Annotated in this window: 22 protein-coding genes and 1 pseudogene; 17 read left to right on the forward strand and 6 right to left on the reverse strand. The window is 38.0% G+C overall.

The genetic code is table 11. The annotated features are described in order from the left end of the window. Positions 1–1,293: 1,293 nt before the first annotated feature. The 3 genes from M3226_RS26365 to M3226_RS26375 form a co-directional block, all read right to left on the reverse strand. Entirely contained in the window at positions 1,294–1,509 is a 216-nt protein-coding gene (locus M3226_RS26365; protein ID WP_251571744.1) for a hypothetical protein, read from the reverse strand. Positions 1,510–2,005: 496 nt separating this feature from the next. Next, positions 2,006–2,311, reverse strand: a complete 306-nt coding sequence (locus M3226_RS26370) for a hypothetical protein (RefSeq protein WP_251571746.1) — start codon at positions 2,309–2,311, stop codon at positions 2,006–2,008. Positions 2,312–3,013: 702 nt separating this feature from the next. Continuing rightward, positions 3,014–3,478 carry a DUF3291 domain-containing protein gene (locus M3226_RS26375; protein ID WP_251571748.1) on the reverse strand — a complete coding sequence of 155 codons (465 nt, stop codon included), beginning with the start codon at positions 3,476–3,478 and terminating at the stop codon, positions 3,014–3,016. Between the two features lie 247 nt (positions 3,479–3,725). Between M3226_RS26375 and lepB the strand changes: the two genes are divergently transcribed. Continuing rightward, complete coding sequence (gene lepB / locus M3226_RS26380; protein ID WP_251571750.1) at positions 3,726–4,274, forward strand: signal peptidase I; 549 nt, start codon at positions 3,726–3,728, stop codon at positions 4,272–4,274. 213 nt (positions 4,275–4,487) lie between these two features. Here the strand turns inward: lepB and infC are convergent, their stop codons facing one another. Further along, a complete protein-coding gene (infC, locus tag M3226_RS26385) occupies positions 4,488–5,027 on the reverse strand; it encodes a translation initiation factor IF-3 (RefSeq protein ID WP_251571752.1) in 540 nt (179 codons plus the stop codon). Positions 5,028–5,210: 183 nt separating this feature from the next. Here infC and M3226_RS26390 point away from each other — a divergent pair, with 183 nt between their 5' ends. Genes M3226_RS26390 through M3226_RS26405 form a run of 4 tightly spaced genes read left to right on the forward strand, consistent with a single transcriptional unit; the run spans position 5,211 to position 9,522 of the window. Next, on the forward strand, positions 5,211–7,373 hold the full coding sequence (locus tag M3226_RS26390; protein ID WP_251571754.1) for a xanthine dehydrogenase family protein molybdopterin-binding subunit: 2,163 nt from the start codon (positions 5,211–5,213) through the stop codon (positions 7,371–7,373). Beyond that, positions 7,370–7,846, forward strand: a complete 477-nt coding sequence (locus M3226_RS26395) for a (2Fe-2S)-binding protein (RefSeq protein ID WP_251571756.1) — start codon at positions 7,370–7,372, stop codon at positions 7,844–7,846. The genes M3226_RS26390 and M3226_RS26395 overlap by 4 nt, the downstream gene beginning before the upstream one ends. After that, positions 7,831–8,700, forward strand: a complete 870-nt coding sequence (locus M3226_RS26400) for an FAD binding domain-containing protein (protein ID WP_251571758.1) — start codon at positions 7,831–7,833, stop codon at positions 8,698–8,700. Before M3226_RS26395 ends, M3226_RS26400 begins: the two co-directional genes overlap by 16 nt. Positions 8,701–8,727: 27 nt before the next feature. Next, a complete protein-coding gene (locus tag M3226_RS26405; RefSeq protein WP_251571760.1) occupies positions 8,728–9,522 on the forward strand; it encodes an XdhC family protein in 795 nt (264 codons plus the stop codon). Positions 9,523–9,681: 159 nt separating this feature from the next. On the opposite strand, the gene M3226_RS26410 is transcribed toward M3226_RS26405, so the two are convergent. Continuing rightward, the gene (locus M3226_RS26410; protein ID WP_251571762.1) at positions 9,682–11,538 is read right to left on the reverse strand and encodes a V4R domain-containing protein; all 1,857 of its coding nucleotides are present in this window, start codon (positions 11,536–11,538) and stop codon (positions 9,682–9,684) included. A gap of 163 nt (positions 11,539–11,701) precedes the next feature. Between M3226_RS26410 and M3226_RS26415 the strand changes: the two genes are divergently transcribed. The 12 genes from M3226_RS26415 to ureB all read left to right on the forward strand — a co-directional run bounded on the left by M3226_RS26415 (position 11,702) and on the right by ureB (position 22,888). Further along, positions 11,702–12,646: a VOC family protein gene (locus tag M3226_RS26415; protein WP_251571765.1), complete on the forward strand. Its 945-nt coding sequence runs from the start codon at positions 11,702–11,704 to the stop codon at positions 12,644–12,646. Positions 12,647–12,657: 11 nt separating this feature from the next. Continuing rightward, a complete protein-coding gene (locus M3226_RS26420; RefSeq protein WP_251571767.1) occupies positions 12,658–13,485 on the forward strand; it encodes an alpha/beta fold hydrolase in 828 nt (275 codons plus the stop codon). Positions 13,486–13,518: 33 nt separating this feature from the next. After that, positions 13,519–14,709 carry an acyl-CoA dehydrogenase gene (locus M3226_RS26425; RefSeq protein WP_251571769.1) on the forward strand — a complete coding sequence of 397 codons (1,191 nt, stop codon included), beginning with the start codon at positions 13,519–13,521 and terminating at the stop codon, positions 14,707–14,709. A 57-nt stretch (positions 14,710–14,766) separates the two neighbouring features. Next, a complete protein-coding gene (locus tag M3226_RS26430) occupies positions 14,767–15,003 on the forward strand; it encodes a hypothetical protein (protein WP_251571771.1) in 237 nt (78 codons plus the stop codon). 262 nt (positions 15,004–15,265) lie between these two features. Then, positions 15,266–17,098 carry a helix-turn-helix domain-containing protein gene (locus M3226_RS26435; RefSeq protein WP_251571773.1) on the forward strand — a complete coding sequence of 611 codons (1,833 nt, stop codon included), beginning with the start codon at positions 15,266–15,268 and terminating at the stop codon, positions 17,096–17,098. A gap of 225 nt (positions 17,099–17,323) precedes the next feature. Next, on the forward strand, positions 17,324–18,526 hold the full coding sequence (locus tag M3226_RS26440) for an acyl-CoA dehydrogenase family protein (RefSeq protein ID WP_251571775.1): 1,203 nt from the start codon (positions 17,324–17,326) through the stop codon (positions 18,524–18,526). A gap of 24 nt (positions 18,527–18,550) precedes the next feature. After that, complete coding sequence (locus M3226_RS26445) at positions 18,551–19,528, forward strand: catechol 2,3-dioxygenase (protein WP_251571777.1); 978 nt, start codon at positions 18,551–18,553, stop codon at positions 19,526–19,528. 153 nt (positions 19,529–19,681) lie between these two features. Continuing rightward, complete coding sequence (locus tag M3226_RS26450) at positions 19,682–20,500, forward strand: alpha/beta fold hydrolase (RefSeq protein ID WP_251571779.1); 819 nt, start codon at positions 19,682–19,684, stop codon at positions 20,498–20,500. Between the two features lie 105 nt (positions 20,501–20,605). Beyond that, positions 20,606–21,070 carry a flavin reductase family protein gene (locus M3226_RS26455; RefSeq protein WP_251571781.1) on the forward strand — a complete coding sequence of 155 codons (465 nt, stop codon included), beginning with the start codon at positions 20,606–20,608 and terminating at the stop codon, positions 21,068–21,070. 35 nt (positions 21,071–21,105) lie between these two features. After that, complete coding sequence (locus M3226_RS26460; RefSeq protein ID WP_251571782.1) at positions 21,106–22,071, forward strand: FAD synthetase family protein; 966 nt, start codon at positions 21,106–21,108, stop codon at positions 22,069–22,071. A gap of 161 nt (positions 22,072–22,232) precedes the next feature. Then, entirely contained in the window at positions 22,233–22,535 is a 303-nt protein-coding gene (locus M3226_RS26465) for an urease subunit gamma (protein ID WP_251571785.1), read from the forward strand. Between the two features lie 29 nt (positions 22,536–22,564). Continuing rightward, a complete protein-coding gene (ureB, locus tag M3226_RS26470) occupies positions 22,565–22,888 on the forward strand; it encodes an urease subunit beta (RefSeq protein WP_251571821.1) in 324 nt (107 codons plus the stop codon). 250 nt (positions 22,889–23,138) lie between these two features. Here ureB and M3226_RS32875 read toward each other — a convergent pair. Next, positions 23,139–24,088: pseudogene (locus M3226_RS32875) on the reverse strand (urea transporter). Positions 24,089–24,346 lie beyond the last annotated feature (258 nt).

Here is a 24,346-nt window from a genome sequence, read left to right on the forward strand (position 1 = left end):
CGCCACTTCAAAAAATCTTCCCTTACGGTAGACAATATAGCTTATTGACGACCGGTTACCTCAAAAATCTTCCATCACGGTAGACAATAAGGCTTATTGACGACCGGCCCCTTCAAAAATCTCCCATCAAGGTAGACAATAGAGCTGATTGACGACCGGTCACCTCAAAAATCTCCCATCAAGGTAGACAATAGAGCTGATTGACGACCGGTCACCTCAAAAAATCCCCCATCAGGGTAGCTGATTGACGACCGTTATCCATACAAGAGCTTCGGGACAGCTCTTGTGTTTCCAATATGAATACAGAATCCTTCCTATACTTCCCTCGATACGAAGAGATGATCTCCCCACTGAAAAAAAGTTTATTTCAAACTAATAAAATGTTTTATCATGTTTCCTTCACATAGAGATACTATATTAAGACCTCTAAGGGAAGATTCATGTGCAATTCAGGTTTAGCCCAGCATAATGAATCCTGTACTAAACAATAGGAGTTGAACAAGACTTTGGAAATGTATGGTAAGATATAAGACAAGTGATAAATGTGGAGAGTGGCACTGATAAAGGTACTCTTATAAAGAAATTAAAGAAGATATCCACCTTATTTTTCCTCATATCAAAATGCAGAAATAATAGAAAGAGGTAGAGTTTTGATAAAAACTGTGGGTGTAGGTTTAATATCATTTATCGTTGTTAGCAGTTTACTATTATTGATAGGATACTTGTTTGATATTAAATTTTTTATGTTTAGTTTTTACCAAGAAACTTCAAAAGGGTTCGAAGCAGGAGGTTCAGTAATTCCTTTTATTATAGGGATAATTTGTAGCTATTTTGTTGGTAATTACTATCAAAATAGACAACAAAGTTAATGATACTGTTGCATCATTAAAATCCGTTATTAGCTTATTTATTTTCTGCCATCATATGTTTATCCTGTTTGTTTTAAAGTGCCTATTAGTCAAATAAAAGTACATATTAGTTATTCTGAAACAAGATTGTAAAATTAGGATTTTGTTTTGTGACGGATGAAGATAATTTTTAAATCCATACTCTTTTATCCATCGGAAACTCCAAAATCTTAAAGTTCTCCATTTTCTGGTGACTGATTTTCAAAATGGATGGTTTGATCTAACGCCTTTTTCTTGAATATATTGTGAGGCAGCGGAAAAACGGCTAGAGGTAACCCTAGCCGCTTTTTCGTATAAATTTGTTTCGTAGCATAGTAAAATAACCATCAATACTATTATCAAAAGTTTTGCTTTAAAAAATTAAAAACTATAAAACACAAGTAGTTTATGATTTCTGCCTTACTGCTGCTTGCAATGGGACAGCAAATTGTTGAGGGGCTGCTGGTACACCAACTAATGAACTTCCTATTGTAGTATAGCCACTAGGAGGGACTCGTGGGACTTTACCAGCTCCACACCCAATTTGTAAAACACCACCATTGACCATTCCACCAATTTTTAAATAACGGATATCAAATGTTTGTTGTAAATGTTTATCCATTTCAATCACCCCTTATTTATATATGTTCAAAGTTACGGTTAAATTCTGATGATACCAATAGTTAACGAGAAATTGATCATTAGGGTGAAAAATGAGTCCAATACGAAGAAAATGTGCAGTAAATGAGAAGGCGGCATGTAAACGATTGGTGGTGGATAGTTGAAGAATGAACAGATAATAATGAAACCTTTTTCTGAAAATATTGGTATAAAGCATATATTAAAAGGGAATGTCTTTATCAAAACTGGCTGCCATAAAAAGTCAGCCTTTTTGTTAATATGCTAACAGGACAGAATATTTGTTGAATAAGAAAACTATCTCGTTATTATCAGATTTAAGAAAAAGGATAAACAAAGGGGTGTCGAAGGTGAAAAAAGCAATAAAATGGATTATCTTAATCATTGGAGCTGTATTCGGAGCGGTAGCGTGGAATTCCAATAAAAATGATGAGCAATACTGATTGTAATTCTTTGTAAATTTCGTCCTTTTTTTTAGTCTAAAAATTGTATTTTCTCAAAGAAATAAAAAAGAAAATTCCTAGAGAAACAATGGTCCACATGAGTGAGATAGCCGGATTAATATTTGTGACAACAAAGAAGGATGGAATCTTACCCAAGGCAGAGTCATCCATCGGGAGGAACCACCCCAGCAGCATATTATCTGCTGCGTGCGCTCCAATCGACAATTCAGCACTGTTCGTTTTTAAGGTAATATACACCAAATGAATCCAGTTAACAAATAATCCGCTCCAACCAATAGGGGGAATACCCCATTTCAGGATTGGTGAAATGGCGCGCGCCAAAAATCGAGCCAACTATTAGAGATAAAAGAAAAGAATGCGAACCCATTTTCCGAAAAACCGCAAGAGATATCCTCTGAAAAATAATTCCTCACAGGTTGTTTGAATGGGAGTAGAAACCCGCACGAGCATAAATAAAATCAAAAAATCAGAAACTTTGACATCGTTGAATGACTAATCCCCAGGGTTTAAGAGGCGATTGAGGATGGAAGTCAAACCTGAGATGACAAAGTAGGTAATAAATCCAAGTCCTATTCTCTTCCAATCTATTTTTCTATTGGGCGTAATGAGTGATCTGAATTTCCGTTTATGAATGAAACGAATTGCGACAAAAAGGCCTAAAAGCCAAAACCAAAATGGTGAATTCATCAAGGTAAAATAAAGTAACGGGTTAATTCCCACATAATCATCTTTATTAAAATCAAAATAGGTATTGGGGTACCCATCCGTATGAACGATCCATTCACTAATGATGGCATAAAACAGCGTCCCGACAAAGATAAACAGAATAATGAAAATTAATGAAGATAAATACCGCTTTCAGCTATTCTTGCCTTTTATTGTACTAATAAAATCCAATTATATTTACACCAACATTCTAGTATTACACTTTGGTTAGTTGTAGTAAACTGCTTGAATAAATTCCCGGATATTTTTTTATAAGGCTGTTTTCTAAAACTTTGATGCAATGAAGGTTCCCCTCTGCTACTTAATCAAGAATGTCTCCCCTTTTTCATCAAATGCACGCTTAAAATCAAATGCAAAAGGTGTGGAACCATGCTGAATATAATGGTTGTATCGCTTGAATGCCTCCTCCCATGAGATATCCATCACCTTTTCTGTCCACCAAACTACATAAGAAAGGTGTTTCTCCGGATACGTTTCTATCCATTTGCCTCTATCTCGTAATGCTTGCATATGTTGTCCTGAATAGGTAAAGCGATTTAAGGATTGAAGGCTTCTCCATACAGTTAGTGTAAGAATAGGTGAACCATTTCCCTTTACCGTTTCTTCAGGGAAAGGAACTCCTTCAGGTGAAAACGCCTCGATAAGTCCTGATTTAGTTGCCTGACGATATACATCATTCCCTACTTGAAAAAATTCACGAGAGGCAGAGTGGTCATAGGGGTGTTTTAGCCTACCAACAGTATAGATTGAAACTAACGCCATAAACAGCCCTCCATCCATAGTCTTTTCCTAAGATATATTCAAGTGAAAATGTGAAAATTCCTTTGTAAGCTATCTTGCCCTTTACTTTAAGTACACAATTTTACACATATATCAGAGACTCATCTGTCATTGGGGCAGCTTTCCTTTTTAAAAAACGGAGCAGGTTAACAAGTAATTAATATTAAATGTCTAAATATGTTAAAATAGGAAATAAATACATTGTTAGTATTGAGACAGAAGGAAAAATATGAACGTTCGTACAAAAAAAGAAATTTATTCATGGTTAAAATCAATTGCATTTGCATTCATCATCACTATTATTTGTAGACAATTTATCTTCACACCGACAACTGTATTTGGAGAATCCATGTCACCTACTTTTCAAGATGAAGATAGAGTTGTAATAAGTAAAATGTCTGAAATACAACGATTTGATGTGATTGTGTTTGATGCTCCAGATCTTGAGGGTAAACATTATATTAAAAGGGTAATCGGTCTTCCAGGAGACAGTATTGAAATGAAAGATGATGTGCTGTACATTAATGGAGAGGTATTACAAGAACCGTACTTAATAGAAAATAAACGTGAAAATATATTAAATAGACTGACAGAGGACTTTTCATTACAAGAAAAAACTGGAGTATCTAAAGTGCCTGAAGGTAGGTTATTTGTAATGGGAGATAATCGCTTGAAAAGTAAGGATAGCAGAATTTTCGGCTATGTTTCCTGCGACGCAGTTATTGGGGAAGTGAAATTTCGATATTATCCATTAAAAGAAATTGGCATACCTCAATGATAAGATTTAAATAAAAGCAGAAGAGGAAGAAGATTATAGTAAAATGGAGCAATGCTTTCAAAGGCATTGTCGTTTTGTTTCATACGTCAAAATAGAAATTTAAATTGTTACAATATTGATAAAGGGACCTTTACAGGCGGTAAGGGTCCTTTATTAATTGTAACAGAATTTTTTATTTTCAAAATTTGAATATTTTACTCACGCCTTGATTTTTTATGGTTTTAAGATGATCGATAATATATGGCCTTGCAATGTCGCTTTTGTTTGAGACTTCACCAAGTGGCTAACCTCGTTGCAAAAATGTGCGAGGAGTTCTTCGCCAAGGTTGATATGCGTGATTTCCCTTCCTCGGAAACGAACACTTACCTTTACATGATAACCTTTGGTTAAAAAGGAGATGGCGCTTTTTACTTTTGTTTGAAAGTCATTTTCGCCGATTGTGATAGACATACGTATTTCTTTTGTTTCGATTGTCTGCTGATTTTGTTTACTCTGCTTTTCTTTTTTCTGTAATTCAAATTTGTATTTTCCACCATCCAATATCTTACACACTGGCGGGTTTGAATCACTGATTTGAATAAGGTCTAATCCCATTTCAATCGCCATCTTAAGTGCCTGAGTGGTGGGAATCACTTGTTGACCGTTTTCTGAAACCAGTCTTACTTCCTTTGTTTGAATCCCTTCGTTCATAATAATATTTTTAATCCATAATCCCTCCAATTTACTAAATACAATTACCCTTAATTGAGGCATTCAAGCTCCAATTTTAAACTCATTATTACAATATATGTTAAGAAATGAAGGATGGAAGGGCTATTTAGACATTTTTGAATAAAAATAATCATAAAAGACTCTTTTATTTTATAAAATCGTAGGAAGAGGTTTCTATTTATGACGTGTCCGTTATAAAAAAATGAGTCGAAGGGTGTTGCCGGAATGAAGCTAAAAGACATAAGCACCTCAGTGCCCAAAAAGGACCATAAAGGGAAAGTATCGGGCCAATTGGCTTATATAAGTGACGTGAAAGTGGAAAACATGGTGTATGGTGTTTTGGTTCGGTCGCCGATTGCTTATGGGAAAATCCGTTCTATTCATTTACCGAACCTGCCAGAAGGATATGAAGCAGTGGGAGCAGAGCAGATTCCAGGGCCGAATTATGTAAAAATTATTCAAGAAGATCAGCCTATTTTTGCCAATGAGTGGGTCAATTATATTGGGGAACCGATTCTTATGCTGATTGGAGAAGACCTGGATACTCTGTATGGTTTGCTAAATGAAGTGAAGGTCGAGTTTGAAGAGCATCGGGCGATATATACATTGGAAGAGGCCATTCAACAAAAATCATCCGCTGGGGTGGTAATGGCAAACTATGAATTTGGTGAAAGCTTAGATCGTATTTCAGCAATCGAGCAGGGAGCCTATCAAATTATTGAAGAAGAATACGATACAGGTTATCAGGAGCATGTCTACCTGGAGCCACAAGGAATGCTCGCCATTTATAAGGAAGATGAAATCGTCGTCCAAGGTTCGATGCAATGTCTTTATTATATAAAAAATGCATTGTTAAGCGCTTTAGCCTGTGGTGACGATGAAGTCAGAGTGGTTCAAAGCCCTACCGGCGGAGGTTTTGGCGGCAAAGAAGATTTTCCTTCAATGATGGCGTGTCACGTAGCGGTTGCCGCAAAAGCAGTCAAAAAGTCAGTCATGCTTGTGTTCGACCGTTCTGAAGATATGGTGGTGACGACCAAAAGGCATCCGGCCAAACTTCGCTATCGAACGGCCCTTGATCAGGAAGGAAAGATCTTGAGCATGTGTGTGGACATTTTTCTTGATGGGGGAGCGAATGCGGGATTGAGCTCTGTCGTGCTGCAGCGTGCCTTACTAAACAGTGCCGGTGTCTATAAAATTCCACATTTTCATGCAAAAGGCTATGTTTTAAAAACGAATACCGTTCCAAACGGTGCCTTCAGAGGCTTTGGTGCTCCACAAAGCTTTGCCGGAATCGAAAGTCATATCGGGCATCTTAGTAAACTAGCAAACACCGAACCACTGGAATATAAACGAAAATACCTCGTCAAACAAGGAGACCCCACCATCACCAAAGGAAAATTCCGTGATCCAATATTGGTAGAAGATATGATTGAGGATTTACTCAGCACGTCACAATATCAAAAGAGAAAGGAGGAATTTCACAGTTATAATCAACAAAATCATCGCTATAAAAAAGGCATTGGCACATCGTTGTTTCTCCACGGCTGTGGATTTACAGGCAGTGGGGAAAGAGATCATATCAAAGCAACAGTGAAGCTGGTTAAATCAAAGGATGGCAAAGTGATGCTAAAAATCTCCAATTCTGATATGGGACAAGGCATTTATACCACATTGAGTAAGATTGTCGCCAAAGAACTCGACCTCCCGTTTGACAGAGTTTTGTACCCTAATCCCGATACCAAAGAGGTTCCCGACTCTGGACCGACCGTAGCCTCTAGGACGACGATGATTGTCGGAAAATTGCTGGAACGTGCCGCCAAAAAACTGAAGGCTCAATGGCAAACAGGGGTGGAACAGGAAGTAGTAGAGAACTATGTTCACCGTGAAATGATTCCTTGGGACGAAAAAAGCTTCACCGGAGATGCCTACCCAGCTTATTCATGGGGTGTGAATATCGTAGAAGTAGAAGTGGATAGTCTAACCGGAAATGTAAAGCTGGAAAAAGTATACGCCAATTATGAAGTGGGAAAGGTCATTGACGACCGGATCATGAAAGGCCAGATTGACGGTGGTTTGGCTCAAGGATTAGCGTACGGATATTTAGAAAAAATGACGTCTAAGCAAGGCAGAATCCAACAAAGAAGCATTTCGGATTATGGACCCCCGACTTCATTGGACGTCGTTTCCATCGAAAGCAAAGTCTTTGATAATCCCTATGCAGATGGTCCATACGGGGCGAAGGGCGCAGGTGAATTGACATTAATCGGCGGCGCTCCAGCCGTTCAGGCTGCGATCGAGGATGCGCTGCAAACTTCTTTTCAGCAAATTCCGATTACACCGGAAGTCATTATAGAACGTCTTTTGATGAGAGAAGGTGAAGAAGGTTGATTACATTTATACTGAATGGAAGAACAATAGAAACGGATGCCCCGGCCACAACAAGATTACTAGATTTAATAAGAGATGAGTTTGAGTTAATCGGTACAAAGGAAGGCTGCGGTGAAGGAGAATGCGGAGCCTGCAGTGTTTTTGTCAATAACCTCCTGCAAAACAGCTGCCTGATCCCGATTGGCTCGATTCAGGGAGCCGATATTCAAACAATAGAAGGGATCATGGAAACCGACCAATTTAAGATTTTGGATGAGTGTTATTCGATTGCAGGAGGAGTGCAATGTGGTTACTGCATTCCTGGAATGGTCATGGCAAGTGCCGCTTTATTATCCCATAACCCTCATCCTTCAGAGGAGGAAATTCGTGAAGGAATCTCCGGAAATCTATGCAGATGTACGGGCTACAATATGATTGTGGATGCCATTAACCTGGCAGCTAAAAAAGGGGTCGGCATATGGCAGAGAAAATAACTGCGTACCGCTTTGATCGTTTGGACCAAACCTTGAGCCAATTGAATAGTGAAGATTGCGTCATCATAGCCGGAGGCACCGATGTCATGGTTCTTCACAAAAGCAGAAGGGGAGTACCGCCGAAAATCCCTAAACCGATTGTTTTTATTGATCATCTTTCCGAGCTAAAGCAGATTTATCAAGATAAAAAGGATCTCCACATCGGGGCCTGCTGTACGTATAGTGAATTACTTGAACATCCGTTAATACCTCTTGCTTTAAAGAACGCTATTAAAACCATTGCGGCCCCGGCCATCCGAAACCGTGGAACATTAGGCGGCAATATTTGTAACGCCTCTCCAGCCGGTGACTCGCTTCCATTATTATATGTATACAATGCAAGGCTTCTGCTGCACTCCATAAATGGTAATCGCATCGTGGCGATTAGCGATTTTATTCAGGGTCCACGAAGGGTCGGGCGCTTTCCTAATGAAATCGTGACGGAGATTATTCTCCCGTCCGTATTGGAAGAAGGTGCTCATGTTGTTTTTGAGAAAGTCGGCAACCGCAATGCCGATGCCATTGCCAAAGTATCGTTTGCAGGTTTCGTCCGGATCAGCAAAGATCGAATCGATGACATTCGATTTGCCTTCGGGGCGGTCGGACCTACGATGGTTCGTTCCTTTGATATTGAGAAGAAGCTGATTGGAAAATCCATCCCATTAGCAAATTCAGATATTGCTCCGATTTTGGCAGACTTCGATAAGATCATTCGTCCAATCGACGATCAGCGCTCCACGGCCGTCTATAGAAAAACTGTTGCATTAAATCTGTTACGCTATTTTCTCAGCTTGAAGCAAACTCAAACGAATTAATTTTTTCAAAAAAAGGGGGAGCTAGTCATGCTATTGATGGAAAAAGTGGCCATGCTTAATCGTCTTAACGAAACATTTGCTTTAGCCATGATAATCGAATCAAAGGGCTCGACTCCCAGTCATGTTGGGAAAATGATTGTATACCGTGATGGGTCGATTGAAGGGACAGTCGGAGGGGGCTTGGCTGAACACTATATCATCCAAGAAAGTGTAAAGGCAATCCAAAATGGCCAATCGAAAATCGTTGAATATAAATTGAATAGACATGCAAAAGACGGAATTCAAATGAGTTGTGGCGGTACGTTACGGGTCTTTATTGAAGTATACACAAGCAGGCCTGAACTCGTTCTGTGTGGAGCCGGTCATTTAGGTTATGCATTGGCAAAGCTCGCTGATTTCCTGGAATATCCTTATTGTATTGTCGATGATCGCGTTGGTTATTGTACAAAGGAACGCTTTCCGAATGCGACAAATCTTTTTGTGGACGAAGATATAGGAGAGGCTTTGCTTACAGTCAACCTAAATGAAAAGTCATATGTGGTGATTGCGACAAAAGATCGTGATGATATTGTCTTAAAAACAGCACTTCAATTTCCAATTGCTTATGTTGGGATGGTAGCCAGCAAGCGTAAGGTGATAACCATATTTGAAAAATTAAAAAGTGAAGGGATCACAGGGGAACAGTTGGAGCAGGTCCATTCCCCAATCGGTTTGGAAATGGGCTCGGAAACAACACAAGAAATTGCCGTCAGTATTATCGGGGAAATCATTAAAGTAAGCAAGGAAAAAAAGACTATGAAAGTGAAACAATTAAATAGATAAAGAGAATATTTTCAACGTTTCTTAGATTTTGTAAGGAACGTTTTATTATCAGAAAAAACCTTTTATTCGTTCGACAAGAGTAGTACAAACTATGGCCTTGGTTTGTACTACTGATGTTAGTCAGTTTTGTATGATGTATATATAGTTAGATTCTTAAATTTAGTAAACGAGAAATTTTAAAATAAAATATTCAAGTCGATGTCCCCTCTCAGTTAAATTAATTTTGTGGGAGGAGATTTCTATAGCTTTTAACAATAACAAATATTGGAAGTTTTCATTTGGATCTTTTAAATCAGTTTCCAAATAGTTTTTAATGTTATCTAAACGATATAGGAGGCCGCTTTTAGAGATGTTCAAAATACGCATTGTTGTTTCGATTTTTAAATTATTATTTAAATAAACATAAAGTGTTTGTAATAATTCTTTGCTCTTTTGCTCCTTTAAAGTAAGGATGGGAGCGAATTTATGCTTTGATATTTGTATTATGTGATTACTATTTGATTCATTTAAAAAAATTGAAAGGATACTAATGTTTTGAAAGGCAGCGATTGAATTCTTTGAATTGGAAAAAAGTGCAAGTGATGCCTCATGATAATGTGAATTTGCTTCGTTTATAGAATGACCAATATTGCTATAACCAATTTGTAGAGGATGCTTTGGAAATTGTTTGCAAACTACTTGATAGAGATGTTTTAAGATTAAGCCGACTTCTTCTTCATTATTTAGACGATGGAAAATGATTGTGATCGTTTCCAATTCTTTATTGGTAATTAATATACGGTATTTCGAGAGTTGCTTTTGAAGGTAGTGTTCGATTTCTTGTTGAATAGGGGAAATGTTCTTGTTCCATCTTAAGATTGCAATCGTGTACTTTTCATTGACATCAATGTTAAAAAAACGCGATTTGGATAGAATTTCATTATAACTTGTGTGCTTTTTATTGATTAAATTATGTGTAAAGCGATTTTCGTTCATTTCACTTGAGTTGGTCTTAATCTGATTCGCTAATAAGAGGATTGAAACTACATTTGTGAATTGGGTAAGGATTAAATAATCATTTGATGTAAATTGATTTTTTTGAACGCTTATAATTGATAAATAAGCGACAACCTTATTTTGGATAACGATTGTATTACATAGTCGCGTGTGGTGGTCAAGTGTTATTACTTTTTTGTTAAAAGCGAGCTGTTGTCGTTGCTCAAAGAAATTGGCACCTAATTGTTGACGCTGCTGCTGATCATAATTATACATATCTTGTTGGATAAGATTTTTCTCATCTTTATCAAGACCAATACAATGTGCAACATTAAAAAAGATATCTTCGATAACAAATTTGCGATCAAAAGCAAGGAATGCTTGCTGGAGAACCTCCTCAATAGAAGCACCATCTGTTATAGATTGAATTAATTTGTTTTGAATATTACTTAATTCGATTAAATCGAAGTTCTTCTCCTGTGTATGATCATTAGAAGACTTTGCTACTAACGGTTGCACTGTATATATATCCCAAGTGCAATTTTCATCACCTTTTCCAACACAAGTTTTTTCCACAACATTCACTTTAAACTGACAAACCGTACTCAAATAACCTGAAGCAAATCCAATAAGTATGTCGCAAACTGGTTTGTCACTTTGACCAAATTGTTTTAAATGCTCCATCGCCTCAAATGATTGCTGCCATGTTCCAGTTCCTTGAATCGTTTTAATCGTATCATCCCCGTAGAGCTCTATATATCCTTCGAAAATAGAACCTGTAAAATGACCTTTTTTACAATGACAAATAGGACCTTGGTTAATCAGTTCCTTTATGTTGAAATATTTTTCTTTCATTAACATGGCTTCTGTTTTTCCCAATTCATAGCCATAATTGAACATTAATTCTCTAGCTTTTTCATCATCGACGGTGTTTAATATTTCATTTCGTAAATGGGCAATCGCCCTTGTCATGACAATGTAATCTATATCATATTCGGATTGAAAGGTAGTTTTATTGATTGTTACTATTTGTGAACTCAAAAATGTTCCTCCTTATGACAATATAGCAAAAATTTCGTATAAAAAAACCAAACGAAGCATACTGATAACGTTTTCATTTCCAGACGGTTAGTTCGTTATCAGAATATTTTAACTCTTGTATAGTGAAGTTGTAAAACAATAACTGTTCAAGGGGGATTTATTTATGTTACCAGAAATTGCAAAGTTAGGGCATATAGCATTAATTACTCCGGATTTAAAGAAATCATTATGGTTCTTCACTGAAGTATTAGGTCTAGAAGAAACAGAGGATGTGAATGGTACACATTATTTAAGAGCATGGGGAGATTTTGAACATCATTCATTGTCGTTAACACAAGGGAAAAAATCAAAAGTAGATCACATTGCATGGCGTACGAAACGTCCTGAGGATGTGGGAAAATTTGCTAAAATGTTAGAGGCTGCTGGAGCTAAAGTAACTTGGGTTGAAAAGGGTGTTGAAGCTGGACAAGGTAGAGCGATTCGTTTCCAATTACCAAGTGAACATCCATTTGAAATTTACTATGAGATGGAAAAAACAAAACCTGACCAAGAACGTAAGTCTGTACTTAAAAACCAAGTATATAAATCATGGCGTAAAGGTGCTTCCCCTAGACGATTCGACCATGTCAATTTAGCTACTTCTCAAGACCCAGCTGCCATTCATAAATGGTTAATAGATAATTTAGGCTTTAAATTACGTGAATATGTAGATTTAGGAAATGGTGTTATTCAAGCTGGTTGGTTAAGTGTAACTCCGCTAGTACATGATATCGCGGTAATGGCAGAACCAGAAGCGGAAACACCAAACCGTTTGCACCACCTTGCTTATTGGTTCGATAATGCACAAGACATTTTACGAGCAGCTGATATTTTAAGTGAGTATGGCATCGAGTTTGTTGGTCCAGGGAAACATGGTATTTCTCAAGCGATTTACTTATATGTTAAAGATGCAGGAAGTAATCACCGTATCGAACTGTTTTCAGGAAGTTATTTAATTTTTGAACCAGACTGGGAGCCTGTTCAATGGACTCCAGAGGATTTAAAAGTTGGTTTAACTTATTGGGGACAAGATGCAGTTATTGGCAATGAGGAATCAACTGAAGCCTAGGAGGTGTCAACGTGGTATATCAAACAGAAATTCTTGATACAGGAAATTATCGAACTTTTTATTGTGAGACCGGAACAGAAAATAAAGAGGTCCTTGTATTTTTACATGGATCAGGACCAGGAGCCAATTCTATTAGCAATTGGCAGCACATGCTAAATGAACTTTCAGAAGAATATCATGTCATTGCACCAGATATGTATGGTTTTGGTCATACCGAGCATCCTGACATCCATCCTAAAACCTTTTGGGAATGGACTCAATGTCGAGTGGACCAAGTTCTTGAGCTATTAGATAAAAAGAATATCCATGTATTTAATCTAATCGGGAACTCTATGGGTGGTTATGTAACATTAAATGTTGTACTACATGCACCAGAAAGAGTTAAAAAAGTAATGTTAATGGGAAGTGCAGGTGGAGAAGCTCCACCAACGGCTGAAATTTTACGTATGGTTGGTTTTTATAAAAATCCCACTTTCGAAAACTTACGTAACCTTACTACATGGTTCGTGCATGATCCGTCATTGATAAAGGATTCCTTAGATGATATTTTAAAAATCCGTTATGAAATGGTGCAAAGACCAGAAATTAGAGAATCATATAATCATAATATGTTCCCTGGACCAGGTGAGGCCATTATTCCACCAAATGCCTTAAAACAAATGCAACAACCATTTATACTATTGCATGGCTATAATGACCGTTTTGTGGCGAAGGAGAGCAGCCTTGCTATGATGAACTATCTGCCAAATGCTCAATTGCGTTTATTTACTCAATGTGGACATTGGATTCAGGTAGAGAAAAAGAACGAGTTTTTATCAGCAGTGAGAGAATTCTTTTAATATCATTAACAAAAACAGAATGGGGGCTCATATATGACAGTTCAAGGGAAAGTATTGAATAAGTGGTTTACTGAAACAGAGTTAGAATTGATTGAAAAAGCTCGTGAAGCTGGCAAACTAGCTGAATCAGAATTAGTAACTTCAGAACTAAATGCATCTGTTTCTCGAAACTTTGTTAATAAGTTGATGGAAGCAGGTATTACACGTGCAATGCTTCCAAAAGAATACGGATGGCCACAAATATCATTACGTGGCCTAGGAGAAATTGTACGCACTATTGCGTACCATAATATCTCTGCTGCGTGGGTAGGTTATTTCTTCCCATTACACAACTCTTTACCATCACACCTCCCACAAGAAGGTAGAGATGAAATGATAAAATCAGGTGGTTTAATCGTTGATGTTTTTGCACCTGTTGGACAAGTAACTGTTGTAGATGGCGGAATTCGGTTAACTGGTACTTATAACTATACAAGTGGTGTTGCGTTTGCAGAGTGGATTGGATTAGGGGCATTTGCTCAATTACCTGAAGGGGATCGTCCTGAATTTATCATGGGATTCATGCGTAAAGAAGAAGTCCAAGTAAATGAAAACTGGGATACATTTGGTTTACGTGGTTCAGGTAGTAACCAGGTAGTTGCATCGGATGTATTTATTCCAAGAAGGCGTGTATTAAGACTTGAGGTTGCGAATGATACACGTCGTCCACCAGTGGGTTCTAATTATGATCCAGACTATCCATTTTATCATGTGCCATACTTTTCAGCATTCTATCTTGGATTCCCGAATATGGCATTAGGTGGAGCCAAACGTTTAATCGATGAGTATAAGCAGAGAACAGCAGCCCGAGTCCGTCTACATGGGGAGAATGAAAAAGATTCTCCACGTAGTCAACGAATTCTAGCTCAGCTTATGTTGCAATATAAAAAAGCGAATGGATTAATGGATCACTATTACGATTTATTAGCGACGTATGAAACAGAAGGTCCTTATGAAAAAGGTGAGTTTTCTGCCGTTCGTGCAGAAATTATAAAAATTTGTCAGGATATTGCTACGACAGTAATGGTATCACTAGGAGGGGCATCTCTAACAAAGAATGACACGATAGAAGTATTTGTACGTGATATTATTGCAGTTGCCACACATGTTACTTCTTTGTATGAGGATGCTGTTTATACCTACGGCCGTAATTTATATGGCTATCAAGGTATTGGTTGGGGTTAATAGGCGTTACTTATTAAGGTTGCTGAGCCAAATGGACATTCTGTAGTCTTTTATCATTTGATGAAGCAAGTTGACATTCCAAATGAAATTGGGACGATTAAAGCATTGCAATGCGTAATACACATCAGTTTAATGGCATACATCGGTGAAATCATCAAAGAAAGCAAGGAAAAAAAGTCTATGAAAGTGAAACAATTAATTAGAGAAGTCTTGCCGCAGCCGGGCAGAGACGAGCTTGAATCGCAAAAACCGACGACGCGGATGCGCCGTCGGTTTTTGCGATTCAAGCTTTAACCATATGTAGACACCATCTATCACCTCAAGGGCCTAAATTTTCCATTGGCTTTTTGGTTGCAAGGGATTAGCTGAATTATTATGCAATAATATCTAAGTTTTCAGAAAAATATGTTAGAATGAAAATTGTACTCTGTAAATTATGGTAGCATAGAGTGCAAAACAAAAAAATGTGAAAGTGGAAAAAATAGAATTTCCATCGTGGTATATGATAACTGTTCATTTGTTCGATTGAGTACAGACTAAGGGGTTGAGTAAAAAAATGAGTTTTAAGCAAATGCACATAAAGAATGCTTTTGAATTACCTAAAGAAGCAGCTTTGAATGAATTTTATGAACGAATCATTACAATCCCGATTGAAGCCAGAACTAATTTGAAAAATGAGCTCACTACCGTCATTGGCGAGGAACGAACAAGAGGCGTGTTTATTCGCTACGGCTGGCATTGTGGTGTGAGTGATGCGGAAAAAGCCATGTCATTGCAATGGGATGATGAGATGGATTTGGTCCATGCAGGTCCTAAATTTCACAGGATGCATGGTTACTTAGATAAAGTGGAAATCTTGGAAATGAGCTTTGATGAGAATAAGAGGTGCAATTTTATTGAAGTCCTTTGGATTAATACGTTTGAAGCGTCTCAATATTTAAAAGCCAAAGGCCTTAGTAATGAGCCTGTTTGTCACAATTTGTGTGGATATGCAAGCGGTTACTTGTCAAAAGTGCTGCAACAGCCAATCCTTGTTAAGGAAGTGGAATGCCGGGCGATGGGCCACGAGCAATGTAAGTGCATTTGTATGCCAATTGAAAAGTGGGGAGAAGAAATTGCGAGTGACCTGAGTTATTATCAAGCTAATAGCATGATCAAGGAACTCGATGAAATAACAGCGAAATTTAAAACGGAGCGGGACAATTTAAGTAAAGCGAGCGATATACACCGGCAATTAATTGAGGAACTGCTGTCGAACCAAGGGTTACAAAAAGTGGTGGATATTTTATATGAAACGACTGGATTACCAGTCTTTATTGAAGATGAATATCATCAAATTCTTGTAAAATCAGGAAACCTTCCGAAACAGCTTACGTTACATACTCTTAGAGATTCGAATACAACATTCGTACGTTATTCAGAGGAGCTTTCTATACTGCGCACCCCCATTTTAGCCGGACAGCAGATGAAAGGATATTGTTCTTTTGTTTACACAGGAGATCAGCAGCCAGATGAACTGGATTATATGATTATTGAAAAGGCTGCTTTAACGTCTTCGCTCATTTTATTGAATGAAAGTATAAAGGTTAATACGGAGCAAACCATTAAACGCAGCTTTTTAAATGATATCCTAGAAGGTCGATTAGCAAAGGAAGAAATGTATAAAATCGCCTATTATTTAAATTTCAATCCTTCCTCGACCTATTGGATGCTAACGTTAGAACGATTTGTAAAGGAATCAAAAATTGAACATGAAATAGCGGTTAATGAGGAATGGATTCGTCATATTCATCTATTTTTGAAAGAGCGCAAGATCAATACTATTGTTTCACAGAAACTTAACAAAATTATTATCTTAATTGAGTATCCTACTTTTGAAAGTTTACATATCTCACAGTCTACGTTTATTGATCAATTATTAAAGAATTGTTCGCAGCGCTTTCCGAAAAATGGAATCTCTGTCGGTGTTAGCTCGGTCATCCAGGAGTTTTCACAAACTGTCACGCTATACAAGGAAACATTGGCGGCATTACGTGCAACAAACAATCGAAAAAATGTATATTACTTCGAAGAGCTTGGAATTGAAAGCGTTTTATTCCAAATACAGGATGATGTGCTGATTGAGCGCTTTGTGAATCAACATATTGGTAAGTTATTAGATGTAGATAGCGATGAATTTGAGTTAATAAAAACGTTATTTGCCTATATAGATAATGGAAGCAGTATTAACAATACGGCGAGGGAATTATCCATGTCGATTAGCGGATTACGCTATCGGCTGGCCAAAATTAGTGAGATTTTAAACCATGATCTGAATGACACACAATATGCCTTCACGCTATATTTAGCCATCAATATTTTAAAAGCGAAAGGAAAAATTGAGATTTAAAATATAATGCCTTGCCCATTCACTTTGTTGATGGACAAGGCTTTTTCGTAGTTTACGCAATCCAATTAAATATATAAAGATAGTATTTAGTAGGAAACGTTTTAAAAACAATCGAAATTCAATACCTATTGTAGGTATATTTAAAATATTCTAAATATTATAATTCAAATCAGTGGTAGATGCTTTATAGAATTTGAAAACGTTTACTTTAAAGGAGGAAGGTATATGACAGTTAATCTTTTAGAAGTGAAAAAGACTCCCAACAAAGAAGAACTTCTTATGATGGCAAAGGAAGTCGGTTTATTAGCTGAGAAATACGCTTTAAAGGCAGATCAAGATTCAAAGCTTCCAGATGAGGTAATTGAAAAAATAAAAGCAGCTGGGTTTCATAAACTTTTACGGCCAAAGGAATATGGCGGCCAAGATTTAGATTACTTTACTTTTGGTGAAATCATCCGAACGATCGCAAATCATAGTATCGCCGCTGCATGGATAAGTTATTTCTTTGTTATTCATGAAACCTGGGTTGCGTTTTTACCAAAAGAAAGCCGTGATGAATTGTATGGACATGGTGGCTTAATGGCAGATGTGTTTGCCCCTGTTGGGAAAGTAACAGAGGATGGCGAAGGCTACCGCCTTTCAGGGCAATGGAACTTCTGCAGCGGAGTGCTTTGGAGTGATTGGATTGGACTAGGCGCCATCACCAAGCTAAAGGATGGGACAGAGCCAGAATATTGTTTATTCATTTTGAATAAAGAGGAAGCGGAAATCGTCCATAACTGGGATGCAATGGGCTTGCGCGGCTCAGGAAGCAACGCGGTGAAAGTTGATAACGTTTACATACCGCCGAATCGAATTTTCCATGCAACCCGTGTTATTAACGGTGCAGGTCCGGTAGATGGCAATTTTGAGCCTGATTATCAAATTTTTAATGTACCATATATCCCATGGTTTTTAATGGGCTTCCAATTTATTCAGATTGGCGGCATTGAACGATTGATTGATATTTTCCAAGAAAAAACAGAAAATCGGATTCGTATTTTTAACAATAATTCAAATGAAAAAGAAGCAGCAAGCAGTCAACGTGTACTGGCGGAATTAAAGCTACAATTAAGTTCCTTAAAAGGCTTAGCAAATGATTATGTTGAAAGGTTAACGTATTATCAACAAAATCGCATTCGTACATTGGATGAAGAAGAGCGTGAAAGATTGTTCGGAATTCGTGGGCATATATCAAAAACGACTTCTGAGATGGCGCTCCGTATTTTATTAACTTTAGGTGGAAACTCCGTATTTAAAGGGCAGCCTACCGAATTGTTCGTGCGTGATATTATGACAGCGGCTTCTCATCCGACACACCATTACGAAGATGCAATGGCCTCATATGGCAAGTCAATCTTTGGCTTTAAAGGAAACCCAATTTGGTAAATAAAACTTTGGAGGGAATGTGAAATGATGAAAGAACCTATTTTTGATGTAGCACATCTGGCACATATTGAAATGTATAGTCCTAAAGTAGAAGAGTCTGTTTGGTTTTTTAAAGAAATTTTAGGGATGGAAGAATCTCACCGCCAAGGTGATTCTGTTTATATGCGTGCTTACGAGGATTCCTATCATCATACATTGATCATTACCAAAAATGAGGAAGCGGGTCTTGGGCATGTGGCTTGGCGTGCCACATCACCGCAAGCTCTAGAGCGTCGTGTACGAGAGATTGAAGCGACAGGTTATGGAATGGGGTGGATTGAAGGCGATGTCGGTCATGGACCAGCCTACCAATTCACAACGCCAGATGGTCATAAAATGGAAATTCTTTGGGAGGTTGAATATTTCAAACCGAATGAAGAGCAAGCAACGCCACTTCTGAATCGTCCGCAAAAACGTCCACGCCGCGGAGTACCAGTACGCCGATTAGACCATGTGAATCTACTGGCGAACGAAACAAATAAAAACGTTGAGTTTTTAGAAAATGCACTTGGATTTAAAGTGCGCGAACGCATTCTAAATGATGATAATACAGATGTTGCAGCATGGTTAAGTTCAAACTCATTAGTGCATGAAGTGGCCATCATGGGAGACGCGTTAGCTGAAAGGGGAAGATTGCATCATATTTGCTACTGGTACGGGTATCCCCAACATTTAATGGATGTGAGTGAATTATTGGTAGAGCACGGCTTTAAAATTGAAGCAGGTCCTGGCAAGCACGGTGTTTCTCAGGCTTACTTCCTATATGTGATTGAACCAGGGGGCAATCGTGTTGAATTATTCGGTGACACGGGATATCAAATTTTTGACCCAGACTGGAAAACGGTTGAATGGAAAGGGAAAGATTTAGAGCATGCCATTATTTGGTACGGTTCTAATTTACCACAAGAGTTCTTTGAATATGGAACACCAGTGAGGAAAAAGGCAGTTGCACCAATAAAATAAACGATGGTGAATTGTTAAAGGTGAGCTTGTTGAAAGGGGAAACATGGACTTCCCTCTATCGTACAAGCTCACAATGAATGGAATCTAAAAGCGAGAGGAAGCTTTCAATAGTTTCCTCTATCTCTTTTTAATAGATGAAAGGAGCAATGCATTATGACGATTATCTCAAAATATATGGATGTGAAAGGGATTAACACGCACTATCATGAGGAAGGGAACGGAGCAGAAAAAATTATTTTAATTCATGGGTCAGGACCAGGTGTATCTGCCTTCGCAAACTGGCGCTTAATTATCCCACGTTTAAGTGAATCCTATCATGTCTTTGCACCAGATATTATTGGTTTTGGTAAGACGGATAAACTCCCCGATCATCAATATACCGTTGAATTGTGGGTACAACATTTAATTAGCTTTATTGAATCCGTGTCTGATGAGCCTGTTCACTTAGTCGGCAACTCAATGGGCGGTGCATTAGCACTCCATGTTGCCTACCAAAGACCGGACCTTGTAAAAAAATTAATTTTAATGGGTAGTGTTGGCATTAAACACCAAATTTCAGAAGGGTTAGAACGTGTTTGGGGTTATGAGCCAAGTTTGCAATCCATGCGAGAATTAATTGAGTTATTCTCCTACGATGAAAAAGCAGCGAAAAATGAAGAATTAGTCCGTCTTCGCTATGAAGCTAGTATGGAACCCGAAGTGAAAGATGCCTTTTCGGCCATGTTCCCAGAGCCTCGCCAACAAAAACTGGACGAATTGGCGTTAACGGATGAACAAATTCAAAGCATTAACGTACAAACACTGTTATTCCATGGCTTGAATGACAGGGTTATTCCCATTCAAGATACAAGCTACCGTCTGATTGAATTGCTTCCGCATGCAGAACTACATGTTTTTAATGAATGCGGCCATTGGACACAAATCGAAAAAACCGAGCCGTTCGTGGAGAATATTTTAAGATTTATTAAATAATGAATCATAAGGATGAACCCTGCGCGTGATGGAGGATACCAAAAATAAAGGTGGGTAATTTCAATATTTCTACTACATAAAAATAATCTTGGGAGGTTGATAGAGATGGATGATCGTCAATTTCGAACGGCAATGGGAAAATTCGCAACAGGGGTAACCGTGATTACCACGGAACTGGATGGAGATATACATGGTATGACAGCAAATGCCTTCATGTCTGTATCCCTTGATCCAAAGCTTGTTGTCATTTCAATAGGAGAAAGAGCAAAAATTTTAAATAAAATCAAGGAAAGCAAGATCTTTACCGTGAATATTTTGGCTGCGGATCAACAAGAGCTTTCGATGATTTTTGCCGGACAAATCAAGGAACCTCGTGAAGTTGTTTTTGATCGTCTAGATGGCAAACCAGTATTAGCAGGCGCGTGCGCACAGGTGGCTTGCGAAGTATCCGTGGTGCATGTAGAAGGAGATCATACGTTGTTTATTGGAAAAGTAACCGATATTCACCTTGAAGAGAAGGAACCGCTTGTTTTCTTCAACGGAAAATATCGTGCATTGGCAGAAGTATAAGCTGATTTCATTTTTGGAACATGAAAGGAGACTGTATGGAAACAATCTATTTAAATAAGGAGAATTTGGCTGCTTATCAGGAAAGGGCAAGCGCAAAGGTTATGGCACTTGGATGTTTTGACGGTCTCCATCATGGGCATCTAAAAGTGATTCAAACCGCATGGCAGGAAGCAAAGGAAAGACAAGTCTCTCTTTCCGTCATGAGTTTCTTTCCTCACCCGAAAACGGTCATCGGGGGGAAGGGGTGTTTTCACTATTTAATGCCGCAGTCCGAAAAAGAAAAGAAGCTTAGTGAACTAGGTGTTGATACTTTTTACCTGGTGGAGTTCGATATAGACTTTGCAGGGTTGTCACCTCTAGCTTTTGTTAAGGAATATCTGATTAATCTGGGTGTTATTCATGCAGTAGCAGGATATGACTTTTCTTATGGCCGCCGAGGTGCAGGAAATATGACGACACTAAAACAAGATTCCGGAAATCGGATTGAGGTAACTACGGTCGATAAGGTGGAACACAAAGGGGAAAAAATTAGTTCGACTCGTATCAGACAACTACTGTTAGATGGGAATGTCGAGGAGCTGCCCGATCTGATCGGTCACTCTTACGAAACAAAATGCGAAGGAACTGGATCCTTTTTAACTCCCTATTCGCACTATACACTACCTGCACCTGGACGCTATGATGTGACATTGAAAAATAAGAGCAAATCTATTCAGACCAAAGTGACGGTAACCGAGAAAAGCTTAACGCTTACTAGTTTAGATCAGATTCCGTCATGGCTCGAAGGAAACTTGACCATTGTCTGGAATCGACGGGTGAAGGCTGAAAAGGTTCAAACTGGGAAAAAGGATTATACTAATGTCATCCGTGGAAATTATCATCCTATAGTCAAGCTCACAGAGCTGGCTGGAAAAACGAATGTATATAATGCACGTGACAAGGTCATTCAAATTACGCAAGGTATCTCAATTCATCTAATTAAAGGTAAAACGGAAGCATAAAGAGGCTTCCGTTTTTATTTTTTTTAGGAAGAGAATAACTATATTTTTAAAATAATTATTCCATAAATGATTTAATTTAGAAATTAAATGGAGAACTTTATTGAAGTAATGTGTAAAATTTTAGAAGTTATTTTTTGGTATTTTAATGGAGGTGTCTTGCAATGCAACTAGTTCCCCGTGAAATTGATAAACTCATGATTGTTGTCGCAGCAGATCTTGCTAAAAGAAGAAGGGATAGAGGGTTGAAATTAAATTATCCTGAAGCTGTAGCACTTATTACCTATGAAGTGCTAGAAGGCGCAAGAGATGGCAGAACAGTGGCTGAATTAATGGAATATGGGGCTACTATTTTAAAACGTGAAGATGTAATGGAAGGAATTCCAGATATCGTCGACGATATCCAAGTAGAAGCTACCTTTCCAGATGGAACAAAATTAGTAACCGTACATGATCCAATTCGCTAGGAAACAGTAGGAGGGATAAACACATGGAAATGGAACCAGGTCAGTTATTTTTAAAAGAAGAGCCGATTATTTGCAATGAAGGAAGAGATCTTTTCAGAATAAAGGTGACGAATACGGGGGATCGCCCAGTTCAAATAGGTTCACACTTCCATTTTTATGAGGTGAATGAATCCCTGAAATTTAATAGAGAAGAAGCTTTTGGAAAAAGATTAAATGTTCCTTCAGGAGCAGGGGTTCGTTTTGAACCGGGGGATGAAAAAGAAGTAGAATTAGTTAGTTATGCAGGAGAAAGTAAAGTGTATGGATTTAACAATAGAACGGATGGATCGGTTGAAAAGGGTGTGAAAAAATGAGTTTTGAAATGTCACGTAAACAGTATGCGGAATATTTTATGTATTAAACGAGTCACAGCAGGGCGAACACTAATATTAGCAACAAGAGCTCTAAGTACGATTTTTGGATTTTACTATATGTATAATTTAGGTGTGAATGATGGCTTATTTAAACTTTGGATCTGATTGGATGCAGGAATATATGATGAGTAATCATCAAGACTAATAAAAGAAAGCATCCACCATTTTATTTGGTCCGGATGCTTTTTTATTAAAATAAAGGAAGAACTTTCCTAGCACAAAGGAATAGCCATGAGCAAAAAACAAAAGGCATGGTCAATGCCGGCAGGCCGTACGGCAAAAGCCAAGTGACAATACTTGCTGTAATCGGAACGGTTAAACAAGCAGCAATTATTCCATATAGTAATCCATTCCGATCGTAGTCATTAAAAACGATTGAAACCGCAATAATGGTTAAAATGGCATTGTAACCATAGAGCCCCATAAAAATTAAATGGTGTTCACCACCGAGTAAATAAGAAGTGATTAGGGCGGCTAGGTTCCCGATTATCGCATAAAGCCCTAATTTCCATCCAGCCCAAAAAACCGCAATAAATAGCAGGATACTAGAAAAGGGATTATCAAGGAAAAAATTTGCCCCATTCCGTTCACAGCGCCGTTAAGCCAATTTGTCTCTCCGGTTATATTTAGGGTCCAATTGGATAAAGATTGCGGTGTAAGTTCAGGGCTGATTTTGAATGTAACTAATCGATATGTAGTAAGGAGCCAAAACCGGGTTAGGACAATAAATGGAAAGGTTAGAGTTGGGATTGCAGTGGGCTTCATGATATAAATCATGGCTGCTGTAAATAAAGCGGCGATTGCAGAACCTGCTAAAGCGATGAACCAGCGGTCATCCCCGCTTAAAAATAAGAAAAGGGCCATACCTGTCAGAACAGAGTTATATCCATACAATCCTTGATTGACGCTGTTCTGGTCGGCTCCACCTGCTTTCCCGATTAACGTTCCAATCAGACTTGAGAAAAAAGCAATAATTCCTAAAGAATAGGATGTAATGGTAATGGCGGCCAAAATAATAAATCCGGAAATGGAGTTTTCCACCAATACTACCTGTGAGATTCCTTTTAACGATGAGATTATCAAACATTTCAATCTTTCTATGTTAAATAAGTCGCTAGTACTATTATGAATGGTCACCACTTCCTTAAAGGGGAATAAAAACGTCTATGGAACAATCACAAAAATGAGTGTGAATCATTAATAAATTTCCCCACTTGTAGGAAAAAGTATTCCAAAAGACTTTGAAGGAAAAATAAAAAAAGGCTCTTCCTTATTCTATTGTGGTACGCTTATCTTTTTGTCTTTAATATATTGATAAAACTACTCAGAGAAAAACAGGATTTTTACATAACTAAAAAAAGATAAACGCCTTCAAAAAAAGTTCAAAATTGACGCTAA

Source organism: Neobacillus cucumis, from assembly GCF_023715505.1.